The sequence below is a fragment of the Thermoplasmata archaeon genome (genome assembly GCA_035632695.1).
In the GTDB taxonomy this organism is placed as follows: Archaea; Thermoplasmatota; Thermoplasmata; order RBG-16-68-12; family RBG-16-68-12; genus RBG-16-68-12.
In genome coordinates, this window is the sequence record DASQGG010000038.1 from 1 (window position 1) to 12,295 (window position 12,295).

A 12,295-nucleotide genomic window follows, 5' to 3' on the forward strand; every position below is an offset into this window, starting at 1 on the left:
GCGGTATTCCTTGGCCATCCTACCGCCCCTCCAGGGCCTTGAAGTCCTCGTCCATCATCGTGAGGGCCTTGTCGAGCTCCGCGTCGAACTTCTCTTCGTACTTCACGCGGGTGAGGATCTCCCGCGACTTCACGGAGGCGACGTCCTTCGAGGAGTCGAGGACCTGCCCCCGCTTCCTCGTCCCGTCCGTGAGCTGGACCTCGACGAGCTCGTTGTAGCCCACGGGGTCCGTCTTCTCCACGAAGATGAGCGGGCCCGCGATCTCCGTGATCGTGCGGTATTCCTTGGCCATCCTACCGCCCCTCCAGGGCCTTGAAGTCCTCGTCCATCATCGTGAGGGCCTTGTCGAGCTCCGCGTCGAACTTCTCTTCGTACTTCACGCGGGTGAGGAGCTCCCGCGACTTCACGGAGGCGACGTCCTTCACGGGGACGTCGAGGGACACCGCCTTCCGGCCGAGGTCCGAGAACTTCTTGATCGCGGAGATGAGCTTGAACTGCCGCTCGGGCGGGCAGAACGTGTCGATCGGGTGGTAGGCGTTCTGCTGGAGGAAGATCTCCCGCACCATGCGCGCGACCTCGAGGGTCAGCTGCTGGTCCGGGGGCAGCGCGTCCGCCCCCACGAGGCGGACGATCTCTTCGAGCTCCGATTCCTCCTGGAGCGTGCGCTGGGCCCACGCGCGGAGCTTGGGCCAATCCTCGTTGACCTTCGTCCGGAAATACTCCTCGAGCTGGTTCCCGTACAGGCTGTACGACGTGAGCCAGTTGATCGCGGGGAAGTGCCGGCGTGCGCGGAGCGCCGTGTCGAGTGCCCAGAACACCTTGACGATGCGGAGCGTGCCCTGGGTCACGGGCTCGGAGAAATCGCCGCCGCTCGGCGACACGGCCCCGACGACGCTGACGCTCCCTTCGCGGTCGTTCAAGGTGGTCACGCGACCGGCTCGCTCGTAGAACTCGCTCAGCCGCGCGGAGAGGTACGCCGGGAAGCCTTCCTCGCCGGGCATCTCCTCGAGGCGGCTCGAGATCTCCCGCATGGCCTCCGCCCATCTCGACGTCGAATCGGCCATGAGAGCCACGTTGTAGCCCATGTCGCGATAGTACTCGGCAAGCGTCATGCCCGTGTACACGGACGCCTCCCGGGCCGCGACGGGCATGTTGCTCGTGTTCGCGATGAGGGCCATGCGGTCCATGAGGGGGGACCCCGTGTATGGGTCTTCGAGCTTCGGGAACGTGGTCAGGACTTCCGTCATCTCGTTCCCGCGCTCGCCGCAGCCGATGTAGATGACGACCTGAGCGTCGCACCATTTGGACAGTTGCTGCTCGCTCACCGTCTTTCCTGTCCCGAACCCTCCGGGAATCGCCGCGGTCCCGCCCTTCGCAAGGGGGAACAGGAAGTCCATGACCCGTTGCCCCGTGATCAGCGGGACGGACGGCATGAGTCGGTCCTTGGTGGGCCGCGCGCGCCGCACGGGCCACTCCTGCATCATCATGAGCTTCTGGCCCGCGCTCAGTTCGACGACCGTCTCGTCGACCTTCATTCTGCCGCTCCGGATGCGGGCGACCTTGCCCGACAGGTCCGGAGGGACCATGACGCGGTGCTCGACGTTCTTGGCCTCCTGGACCGTCCCGAGCACTTGACCGCCCCGGACCGCGTCGCCCTCCTTGACCGCGGGTTTGAAATCCCAGAGCTTCTCGCGGCTCAGGCCCGGAGCCCGCACGCCCCGGAGGACGAAGTCGCCCATGACCTTCTGAAGGACGGGCAGCGGCCGCTGCACGCCGTCGTAGATGTTGCCCAACAGCCCGGGCCCGAGCTCGACGGTGAGCGGTTTGCCCGAGTCCACGACCGGCTCGCCGGGGCGGACGCCTGCGGTCTCCTCGTACACCTGGATGACCGTCTTCTCGCCGCGGAGCTGGATGACCTCGCCCATGAGCTTCTCCGTGCCGACGTACATGACGTCGTACATCCGGGGGCGCAGCCCGGTCGCCGTCACAACCGGACCGGCGACCCTCAGGATCTCCCCCGTCCCCTTCGCGTGCTCCACCGTTGCACCCAACGCCATGCTGACACCTCACTTGAACAGATCAACGCCAATGGCCCGCTTCACCTTGGTCCGCAGGTCCTCGTCCTCCTTCGCCCCCACGCCGATCACGACGGGCCGGGCGACGGTCTCGAGCCGCCGCCGCATCGTGTTGCTCAGGGATTTCATGTCGGCCGTGTCAAGGACCAAGATGCCGACGTCCGCGTCGTCGAGGACCGCCCCGATCTTCTTCTCCAAGTCCTCCCGGGTCGCAGGAATCGCCTTCCGCACGCCGACGAGCTTGAACCCCTGGACGAAGTCGTCCCGGCCGACCGCGGCGATTTCCATGTTCAGACCACCAGGAGTTCTCGGATCGTTTCGACAGGAAGCCCGCTCTCCTTGCCGCGGGCGATGAGCCGGATGTTCGTGGCCTCCCGGTCCTTCAGGACGATGAAGTCCAGGATGGGCAGGATCGACAACGGGTGGAGGTGCGCGTACCGCGCGGCACCCAGCAGGTGCACCTTCTCCACGCGGCGGATGAGCACGCCGATGCCGGTCTCCTCGACCTTCTCCAGCGCCGCAGCGATGTCCTCGTAGAACGAGTAGGCCTGGAGCCCCTGGATCAGGTTCGGCTTGTCCAGGGTGACGAGCTCGTGGAGCTCGTCGACGGTCATCTCGAAGCCTCCGTCGAGGAAGATCTCGCGCTGGAACTTCGCCTTCGCCGACCAGGCTCGGAGGAGCGTCTTCAGGTTCAGGATGTCAATCTCCCGCTCCACGAACTGGCGCATGAGCCGGTTCGCGTCCGTCGCGGTTGGGATGGAGGCGAGGAGCTCCGCGTAGTACAGCCGGGAGATGAGGTCCTCCCAGTCCGACCAGTTCGACACGTCACCGGGCTTCTTACCTAGGATGGAGAGTGCGTTCGCGTAGATCGTGTCCTCGAGCTCCCGGAAGACCGCGTCCAGGCTCGGCGCGTCGACGAGCTGGGTGAGGAACTCCTCGCTGAAACTCCCTGCGGGGACGAGGTCCTCCGCGACGTCCTCCGCCGCGGCGCCGTACGTCTTCGCACGGACGATCGTCTTGATGTTCTCCAGGTCGTACCGGTCCAGATAGCGGCCGATCATCGCGCGAAGCCCGCCTTCCGAGAAGTCGTAGATCTTGTTGTACGTCTCCGCGAGGTTGCGCGAGACCGCGTTCTCGATCAGGTCGACGCCGGAGTACTTCGCGCCGAGGGCGAGCATCTCCGCCTTGTACTCCCGCTCGCCCAGGAACCTCGCGATCTCAGGGATCCCCATCAGGAGGAGCCGGTCGTACGTCTCCTTGGGCAGAAGGGAGGCGCGCTTCGCCTTGACCCGCGCGGTCACGTACGGGTAGTTCCCCGATTCCAGGGGAATCCGGTCACGGATCCAGCGGTACCGCTTGAGCACGCGGGCCCGCAGGTCCTCCGTCACGCCTTGGATGCTCTCGAGGGCCATAGAATCTCCGCAACCTCGCGCACGGAGTCGTTCCAGACGTCGCGAAGGATCGACTCGTATCGCAGGTCCACCCGCCGCGTCCCGTCCGCGTTCTCGATGACAAGTCCGCCCTCGCACTCCACGCTGCCCGCGTAGGCCTTGCCGACGAGCCCCTTCACGAACGCCGCGTCCCGCGCGTTCGAGTAGACCCGGCCGCCCGCCCTCCACTCGGACTCGTTCGCCTTGAGAAGCGCTTGGAGCATCCTCGGGTTCTCCTTGAGCGCTCCCAGGCGGGCCAAGGCTCGTTGGTACACCTCGTCCAGGGCGTCCTTCTGGGCCGCGAGTACGATCTTTCGGGTCTCGAGCTCGGCGCGCGCCAGATCTTGGACACGCTTGCGTTCGGCGGCCTGGCGCGCCCGCTCCCCGGCGTCCTGTGCGGCCTTCTCGCCCTCCACGCGGACCTCGGAGAGCATCCGCTCAGCCTCCGCCCGCGCCTGCGCGAGGATCTCCTCCGCCTCGGACTTCCCCTTGTCCAGGATGACCTGGACGAAGGATTCCAGACTCACCGGAAACCCTTCTCGTGGATCAGATCTTCCCAAGCAGCAGGATGGCGATGACCAGCCCGAAGACGACGATCGTCTCGGGGATAACGACCAACGGGAGGACCCGGCCGAACAGCTCGGGCTTCTCCGCGATGGCGCCCACGGACGCCGCGCCGATCACCTTTTCAGCCCACGCTGTGGCCAATCCCGTGCCGAGCACGGTGAGGGCCGCAGCGATGGCAACTCCTGCCGTTCCGACATCTCCAACTGCCATTGCTTACACCTCCGATTTCGTTCGCTCGCCAAAGGGCCGGAACAGCGTTCCAGTGCCCTTGTAAAACTTGAGGAAGAATTCGACGTAGTTGAGACGAACGGATTGGATCGTCCCAGAGATCGTGCTCAGGAGGAACATCATGAGGTTGCAAGCCGCCATCAGCGCGATGCCTGCGATGATTGCAGGAACGGACCCACCGATCACAAGCCCGCCTAGGATGATCACATTCAACGAGACAATGACCGCTTCTTCAGCAACGCCGATGCCCGCGAGACGCGCGTATGAAATCACGTTCGCGAGGAGCCCAAAGATTTCCATAGCGTGGAGGCCGCCTTCGGTAGCCACCATGAGGACGAAGCCCACGGCGAGCATTCCAAGGGCCAAGGTCGGGATCGGGTTGGCTGTCGTGAAGCCCATCGTCCCCATCACGATGCCGTCCCGTGGGAACCAGCCAAGCGGGCCGTGCCAAATCAGATAGCCCCACGTGCCTGGCCACCGGGATGCACGGACGATGATTGCGACATAAAGTCCGAAGAGAATGAGGAACCAGGCTGCCTTCCCCACCGCGTGCTTCACGCTGTGCCGGATGTCGTCGAAAATCCCGATAATGAAGCCGACGCCCAGGTGGAGGAAGGCCACAGAAACCGACATGATCAAGAAGTCCGGCACTTGGCTGAGCTTGTCTAGAATGGGGTGCAGCGGGATGTTGAAATGAAGAATGTTGTCAGACCAGTTGAACATCTCGGCCGGCAAGGTGGCACCCGGCGGCGCATGGAATAGGATGCCGAAGGCCTCGCCAAAGAAGAGGGCCCCGAAGATGGTCGCCCACATCCCGCCCCAGATGAAGGCGACGAGCAGGTTTTTCCAGAAATCCCACGGGCGATCCTTCCACCGACGCAGCAGCCAGATACCGTAGACCATCCAAAGAAGCCCGTACCCGGCGTCGCCGACCATGATGCCAAACATCACAGGGAACGCGAGGGAGAACACCAGGGTCGGATCGATTTCGTGGTAGCTCGGGGTGCCAAACATGTTAACGAGCATCTCGAACGGCTTCACCGGCTTGGGGTTCTTCAGAAGGACGGGCGGTTCGGGGTCCGCCCCCTCGGGGTCCGAACCCTTGTGTTTCCCCTCTGACTCGAGTTGGGAAACGAAGAGCTCCGGGAGCCTCTCGAGCTGCGCCTTCATCGCCGGGAAAGTCTCCTCAGGTACCCAGCCCTCCACGATGAACGTGTGCTCCGTGACGGCGAAGCGCAGGGGCGCCTCCGCCTTCTCCACCTCGATTTCGAGATGAATCTTCGCGCTCGCTAGGAAGGTCGCGTAGCGTTCACGGAGCGTGCTCAGTCGCTCGTCGATTTCGCCCAGGCGCTTCTCCCATTTCTCCTTCTCGGCGAGGCTTTCCGCCAAAGCGTCTCGGGGATGTCCCCGGCCCTCGGGGATGGGAACGTTCGTGAATCCCTGTTGGCCCAGGAAGTCCCGCATGGCGGAGGCACCGCTCTTCGCCACGAAGACGACCAGGAATCCCGGCACCGCGAAGCTTTCGAACTCGGAGTTCGGAACCGCCTGGTCCAGGCCCGGGATTTCCCGGGGCACCTTCCCGGCGAGGACCTCCAGATTCTCGTAGCCGCGGTAGTCCTCGAAGCTCAGCGGCAGCTGCGCGAACGGGGTGGTCTCCTCGACCTTGCGGGCCAGGTCCTGGAGGAGCGCCTGGACCTTCTTCCGCGTGGCATCCTCCTCGGAGATATTCAATTCCAGCGCGAGGATCTTCTGCCGGATGTCCCCTTCGACGGGTTCGAGAGGCGACGTGCCCTTCGGCTCCTCAATCTGGAGCACGTTCGCGATGGAACGGAGCTTGACGAGGATTTCGGATGCGGCCGTGGCTTGCGGTAGCGGCTTCCCGATCTCCAGGTCCTCCTGCCCGGCCACGTGGTCGACGATGTGGAGCAGCTTGAGATCGTAGAGCGTGGACACGACCGGCTCCAAGGCCTCGCGTGGCCCCACAATCAAAGCCCGGGCCATGGGGGCGGGTCTAAGCATTTACCGCACCCTGGAACTTCTCAATCAGACGATCGACCGCACGCTCGATGCTCGCCTCGGCCTGCCTCCGGAGTGCATCGGCGTCCTTGCGGCCCGCGGCGAGGGTCCGCTCTCGTTCGGTGGCCGCGGCGGCCTCCCCCTGCCTCAGGACCTCTTCTTGCTTCCGCTCCGCGTCCTTGCGATACGTTTCCCGCAGCTCAAAGCCCTTCCGGCGGGCCTCGCGGAGGATCCTCTCTTTCTCTTCCAGGGCGGCCGCCTTTTCGCGGCGAATCTCCTCTTCCGCCTCCTTGATTCTATGGAGAGTTTCCTCCTTCTGCATGGAGACCGAGCCGCCGTAAACCCGGGCTCTTTATAAGCGTTTGGTAGGTGTGCAGACGAGCGTCGTGCGGCGGTGGCCGAGGCGCCCGGGATCGGTCCCGCGGAGCCATTTTTATTGACCGGGATTTATGGAACTTCCCGCTCCCACGCGCGGGATGCGGAGGTTGAGGGTACGCTCACGATGGCAACCGCCTCGCCGAATGGTCGTTGAGGAATGCCGAAATCCGGAAGCCCTTCGCGCGCCAGGGGAGAGCGCATCGGCCGCTCAGCACAAGGTTTAAGTCCAATCCTTCTTTGTCGCAAATCGCCCGGGTGGCGCTCCAGAGGCAAACCGGGACCTGAGGGTCGTGGGATGAGGACCTTTGTACTCGCCGTAGCGGTAGTGATGCTGGCGGTCTCCTTCTCCACGCTCCCAGCGTCCGCTGCCTCGGCGCCCCCGAAGCCGGCCGCGGGACCCGTGGTTCCCGAGCTATCGATCCAGGTCATGGGCGAGTCGTCGGGAACCAAGTTCGTGTTCTCGCCTTCGGTGATCCTGATTCCCCAAGTGCCGATCCTCCTCAACATCACGTTCTACAACAACCAGTCCGCGGGTTCCGGAGTCCAGCATACGTTCACGATCGACGACGGCAAGGGGAACCACCTCATCAGTTCCGGCTACGTGAACCCGCAGACGAACGTCTCGCTTCAGTTCCGGATCAACTCCCTCACGAACGTCACCTTCAGCAACCGCACCGTCACCAACGTGAGCTTCACCCCCGGGACTCCACCGTCGGGCACGGACAACGGGACCATCCAGTGGTACTGCATCCCCCACGTGACCCTGGGTATGAAGGGCGTGATCATGCTCGCGGGCGTCCAGCCCACCGCGGGTCCCGAGCAGAACGGGGTTTTCCTGAGGGCCTACTGGATTGGGCTGATCGGGATCGCCGCGATGCTCGCCTGGATCGGCATAAGCTACTTCCTGATCAAGGGCTCAACTCCACGTTTCCGAGATAACCGAGAGCACGTGAGGAAGGGCCTTCCGTGACCACGCTGATTCGGAGTGACGCGCCCCGGCGGAGCGCCATGGCCGCGATCGCGATCGGTGGCCTCGTGATCGGCGGCCTCTGGTTCAGCGCCCTCGCGATCTTCCTGGCGCTGCAGGCGGCGAGTGGCGTCTACCCGAACGACGTGAACGTGTACACCGCGCTCTTCCTCGGCATGGTCTTCGTGTGCGCCACGGTGGCGGTGGACATCTATCGCCGAGAGTTCATGCCCGACGAGCTCATCCATAAGATCCGGCGGCCGAAGATCGTGCCGCCCCGGACGTTCCGGTGAGGTGGTCCATGAGCTGGGAGGAGGAGGACAAGGAGCGCCGGTGGACGCGGCGGGAATGGGTCAAGCTCAGCATGACCCTCGGGACGTTCGGCGCCCTCGGCGGGCTTGGCGGCCTCTTGAGCGGCCAGCTGCTCCCACCGCCCATCCAGCTCAGCGGGGAGGTCCGCGAGGGGCTCTACTACACCAAGTTCCCCACGCCCCAGTGGTGGAACAGCAGGGACGGCACGCCGGTCAAGGTCTCGGATTTCCAGGAGTGGCAGGGCGCGACGGCGGTCTGGCGCGGCCTCTACCAGAACAACCAGCTGTTGCCGGGCACGGGGTTCCCCTGCATCGTGATCCGTGTTCCCTACGGGGCGCCGGAGTTCACGTTCCCGAGTCAGGCGACCCTCACCGCGAGCGGCATCGCGCCGCCTCCTGCGGGGTTCGAGTACTACTACAAGGACGACGCGTCGAAGACCCAGATGGTCGTCTTCTACGATCGCTGTGTCCACCTCTGTTGCTACCCGGGCTGGCACGTGGTGACGAACCCGCCGCCGGACCGAGCCTACGCGACGTACGGGGCGAACCCGCCCACGTACGAGGTGTATCACCAGGACCCGATCTACTGCATCTGCCACGGGTCCCAGTACGACCCGCTCCTCCTCACGGTCAACTTCAACCCGCACAGCAACGTGAACTACATCGGCGCGACGCGCGTCCACGGTCCCGCGCCGCGGGCCCTCGTCGTTATCCCCGTGAAGAGCTCGGGCGGCGCCCTCGTCGGAGGGATGCCGAACCCGAACTGGTACGTGTACTGCTGAGGTGAACGCATGGCATCCGGAGCGTCGGGATCGCTGCGGGAGGACGGCGGGCGCACGGTCTTCGGATGGCTCAAGACGCGCTTCCCGAGCGTGCCTTGGGCGGACCTCACGCGCAAGGCGCTCGAGACCGACCAGCGGCAGCTGCCGCGGAGCCACGCGGAGAAGTACGAGCTCAAGACGATCTGGTACTGGTACCCGCTCTACTGCCTGGGCGGCATCTCCTTCGTCGCCTTCATCATCCTCACGCTCACCGGGATCATCCTGGGGTTCTTCTACGTCCCCAACGGCGCGTACGTGTACGCCGCGAACGGCACGCTCACGAACGCCGCGTACGACTCGATGCAGCGGATCATGACCCAGGTGCCCTTCGGCTACATCGTCCGCGGGCTCCACCACTGGTCCGCGCACGTGATGATCGCCGCGGTCTTCCTCCACATGTGCCGTGTGTACTTCACGGGCGCCTACAAGAAGCCGCGGGAGCTGAACTGGATCATCGGCGTGATCCTGCTCCTGCTCACGATCCTCTTCGGGTACTCGGGCTACCTGCTGCCCGCGAACGACCTCAGCGAGGGCGCCGCGAACATCGGGATCGAGATGACGCGGGCGTCGCCCCTCATCGGCGACCAACTCGCCACCCTGTTATGGGGGAGCACGAGCACGCTGTCGGGATACTACATCCTGCGTTGGTACTGGATCCACGTCTTCATTCTGCCGTTCGTCGGCGTGGGCCTCATGGTGGTCCACATGGCGCTCGTCTGGATCCAGGGCGTCGCGGAGCCGCACTGAGGTGAGCCATGGAGATCGAGAAGGTCAAGGAGAAGGTGATGGAGGGCCGACCGGGCTTCACCCGCCAGTACGGACCCGACCGCTCCGACCATCAGCCCGGGATCCCCTTCTTCCCCCAGGAGATCACGCGGGACGTGGTCGTCTCCTTCCTCCTCATCGCGATCCTCTTCTTCCTGACCGCCGCGATCGTGCCCACCCTAGGCCCGCCGCGGGCGGAGAACCTGTCCGAGCTGATCGTCCCCGACTGGTACCTCCTGTTCTCCTGGGGCCTCCTGAAGATCGGGGACGTCTTCCCGAGCTTCATCCTCGGCGCGGGCACGCCGCTGGAGACCCAGTTCAACGCCGCGTTCTGGGGCGACATCCTGAGCGGGCTCCCCGTGATCTTCCTGATCGTCCTCCCGTTCCTGGACCGGGGGCGCGAGGCGCGGCCGGCCAAGACGCCGTTCATGTCCGCGCTGGGCATCTCCTTCCTCCTGGTCTGGACGTTCTGCGCCTCCCTGTACGCGATCCGGGAAGTGATCGCGCAGCGGTGGCAGAGCCCGAACGGAGCCACCCTGTTCCCGGACGACTCCCTCAAGTGGATGTTCATCATCCCGCCCGTTCTCAGCTTCTTCGCCACGTACATCGCCCTTCGACGCCTGGGGTTCCGGCCCATGCGGCGCTGGCTCGTCCCCGCCGTGGTCCTGCCATTCCTCATCGTCGGGGCGCAGTCCCTTCTGATCCTGTTCATGCCGGGCTGGCTCGGGGCCGCCGTCCAGCCGTACTGGATCCAGCTCGCGATCGGCCTTCTGATCCTGTGCGTCGCCACGGGCGCGACCGCGCTCGCGGTCCTCCTGCTCCCTGAGTCGAGCGCCCGCCGCGTCGTCCACTGGGTGGGCGCCCTCTTCCTCCTGGCGTTCGTGGGCTACCTCGTCGCGATGTACTATACGAACTTCCTGGGGTACATGTGGGTCGCGACCGTGCTCGACCCGAACTTCAACACGCTGATCCTGCTCCCGGGATTTGCGCTGGTCACCGCCTGGTTCGGATTGCGTCGGCCCTACAGCTCCTACGAATACCTGCTCAACGAGTGCTACCAGTGCGGCAAGTGCCACACCGTGTGCCCCGTGACCAAGGTCGAGGACGACGCGCTGGGCGGGCTCAACCTGGTCTACAACACGTTCAAGAAGCAGCACGACGGCGTACCTTTATGGACCTGTCTCGCGTGTGATGCGTGCAGCGCGGTGTGTCCCTTGGACATCAAGTACAGCGACTACATCTTGGAGGAGCGGGCCAAGGCGCATACCCGGGTCGCCGCGGACGGAGGCGACGCGAAATGATGACCTCGGAGGAGACGGAGGTCGGGCCCGGGCGGACGATTCCCCACCCGATCCTGTTCCGCGTCCTGGACAGCGAGGCCGAGGACACGACCGTCCCCGAGATCAAGGTCGAGCACAAGTCCGAGTTCGCGTACTATCCCGGATGCGTGGACTACTACGACATGGAGATGCAGTTCTCCCACGTGAACTACGGAGACACGAACCACGGGATCATCTTCGACTCCTCGATCAAGCTCCTGCGTGCCGTGGGCATCGAGCCCATGATCCTGGACCGGTCCTTCATGAAGTGCTGCGGGCACGACCAGCTCTGGCAGGGCAAGGTCGACGTCTTCGAGCGGATGCGCGACTACAACACGAAGATCATCAAGATGCTCGGGGTGAAGACCCTCGTGACCTCGTGCGCGGAAGGCTACCGGACCCTGAAGCTGGACTACCGGCTGCCCGAGGAGGGAATCCGGGTCGTCCACATCACCCAGATTCTCTACGAACGCGGCCTCCGCGTCCCGCCCCAGGGCGAGGCCGCCAAGAAGATCCGCGTCGCCTACCAGGACCCCTGCCGCTCGTGCCGCCAGATGCCCGTGGGTCCCGTGTACGAGGAGCCTCGGGAGCTGATCAAGCGCGTGGACAACGCGGAGCTCGTCGAGCTGAAGACGTTCCGCGCGGACGCCCAGTGCTGCGGGGTCGCCCAGATGATGTACTGCAACGACAAGACGAAGGGTCTGACCCGCAAGCGCATGGACGAGGCGGACGAAGTGGATGCGGACTACCTCCTGACCGCGTGTCCCAAGTGCCTGACCCACTTCGGCTGCCTGCACCACGAGAACAAGTGGAAGCCCGGCGAGGAGCGCCAGGACTACCGGGTCATGGACATCACCCAGTTCCTCGCGGAGCGGTTGCCCGGCGACTACCCGAGCGGGAGCAATCTCGACGCGAGGCGCAAGGAGCCCCCGCTCCCGGGACGGAAAGGAGGCTGGTGATGGCATCCCCGGCCGCGCCCGCGGCCCCGGCGCCTGCGGCGCCGCCCCGACCCGCTACGCCGCCTCCCTTGGCTCCGGTCCCTCCGCCTGCGCCCGCGGATCCCCTCGTCGCATACTACCGCAAGGTCCGGCAGATGAACTGGGAGCTGGCGAGGGAGCGCTACAAGGACAAGGGCGTCAAGGCGCGCACCCAGGAGTACATCCGGGGCCGCGGCACGACCGCGATCGTGGACGACGAGGTCTGCATGGGTTGCATGCACTGCTTCGACAACTGCGCGTTCGAGGCGATCTCTGCGGTCGACCGCAAGTTCTCCCTCCCCGACTACACGTACACGTCGCGCAAGGCGACGATCATCGTGGACAATTGCGTGGGCTGCGAGAAGTGCGCGATCGTCTGCCCCGTCGACGCGATCAACATGATCACGAAGTTCGGGTTCGAGTCGCGCGAGGGCAAGGTCG

The 12,295-nt window shown here is 64.9% G+C and carries 14 protein-coding genes and 1 pseudogene; 7 read left to right on the forward strand and 8 right to left on the reverse strand.

The genetic code is table 11. The features are described from left to right. Positions 1–127: 127 nt before the first annotated feature. The 8 genes and pseudogenes from VEY12_03270 to VEY12_03305 all read right to left on the reverse strand — a co-directional run bounded on the left by VEY12_03270 (position 128) and on the right by VEY12_03305 (position 6,638). Positions 128–292, reverse strand: a pseudogene (locus VEY12_03270) (V-type ATP synthase subunit B). Between the two features lies 1 nt (position 293). Next, positions 294–2,057, reverse strand: coding sequence for a V-type ATP synthase subunit A (locus tag VEY12_03275; protein HYM39155.1), 1,764 nt, complete (start codon positions 2,055–2,057; stop codon positions 294–296). A 9-nt stretch (positions 2,058–2,066) separates the two neighbouring features. After that, positions 2,067–2,363: a V-type ATP synthase subunit F gene (locus VEY12_03280; protein ID HYM39156.1), complete on the reverse strand. Its 297-nt coding sequence runs from the start codon at positions 2,361–2,363 to the stop codon at positions 2,067–2,069. A gap of 2 nt (positions 2,364–2,365) precedes the next feature. Continuing rightward, on the reverse strand, positions 2,366–3,487 hold the full coding sequence (ahaC, locus tag VEY12_03285; protein HYM39157.1) for an ATP synthase A1 subunit C: 1,122 nt from the start codon (positions 3,485–3,487) through the stop codon (positions 2,366–2,368). Further along, the gene (locus VEY12_03290; GenBank protein HYM39158.1) at positions 3,460–4,032 is read right to left on the reverse strand and encodes a V-type ATP synthase subunit E family protein; all 573 of its coding nucleotides are present in this window, start codon (positions 4,030–4,032) and stop codon (positions 3,460–3,462) included. The genes ahaC and VEY12_03290 overlap by 28 nt, the downstream gene beginning before the upstream one ends. Positions 4,033–4,051: 19 nt before the next feature. Further along, the gene (locus VEY12_03295; protein HYM39159.1) at positions 4,052–4,282 is read right to left on the reverse strand and encodes a hypothetical protein; all 231 of its coding nucleotides are present in this window, start codon (positions 4,280–4,282) and stop codon (positions 4,052–4,054) included. A 3-nt stretch (positions 4,283–4,285) separates the two neighbouring features. Beyond that, positions 4,286–6,265, reverse strand: a complete 1,980-nt coding sequence (locus tag VEY12_03300) for a V-type ATP synthase subunit I (GenBank protein ID HYM39160.1) — start codon at positions 6,263–6,265, stop codon at positions 4,286–4,288. Between the two features lie 46 nt (positions 6,266–6,311). Next, entirely contained in the window at positions 6,312–6,638 is a 327-nt protein-coding gene (locus tag VEY12_03305) for a hypothetical protein (GenBank protein ID HYM39161.1), read from the reverse strand. A 351-nt stretch (positions 6,639–6,989) separates the two neighbouring features. Between VEY12_03305 and VEY12_03310 the strand changes: the two genes are divergently transcribed. The 7 genes from VEY12_03310 to VEY12_03340 all read left to right on the forward strand — a co-directional run. After that, positions 6,990–7,664: a hypothetical protein gene (locus VEY12_03310; protein HYM39162.1), complete on the forward strand. Its 675-nt coding sequence runs from the start codon at positions 6,990–6,992 to the stop codon at positions 7,662–7,664. Beyond that, positions 7,661–7,954, forward strand: coding sequence for a hypothetical protein (locus VEY12_03315; GenBank protein HYM39163.1), 294 nt, complete (start codon positions 7,661–7,663; stop codon positions 7,952–7,954). The genes VEY12_03310 and VEY12_03315 overlap by 4 nt, the downstream gene beginning before the upstream one ends. A gap of 8 nt (positions 7,955–7,962) precedes the next feature. After that, complete coding sequence (locus VEY12_03320) at positions 7,963–8,754, forward strand: hypothetical protein (GenBank protein HYM39164.1); 792 nt, start codon at positions 7,963–7,965, stop codon at positions 8,752–8,754. Between the two features lie 9 nt (positions 8,755–8,763). Further along, a complete protein-coding gene (locus VEY12_03325) occupies positions 8,764–9,540 on the forward strand; it encodes a cytochrome b N-terminal domain-containing protein (protein HYM39165.1) in 777 nt (258 codons plus the stop codon). 8 nt (positions 9,541–9,548) lie between these two features. Then, entirely contained in the window at positions 9,549–10,859 is a 1,311-nt protein-coding gene (locus VEY12_03330; GenBank protein HYM39166.1) for a 4Fe-4S dicluster domain-containing protein, read from the forward strand. Continuing rightward, positions 10,856–11,836, forward strand: a complete 981-nt coding sequence (locus VEY12_03335) for a (Fe-S)-binding protein (GenBank protein HYM39167.1) — start codon at positions 10,856–10,858, stop codon at positions 11,834–11,836. The genes VEY12_03330 and VEY12_03335 overlap by 4 nt, the downstream gene beginning before the upstream one ends. Beyond that, positions 11,836–12,295, forward strand: a 460-nt coding sequence (locus VEY12_03340; GenBank protein ID HYM39168.1) for a 4Fe-4S dicluster-binding protein, incomplete at its 3' end; no start/stop codon positions are given. The genes VEY12_03335 and VEY12_03340, both read left to right, overlap by 1 nt.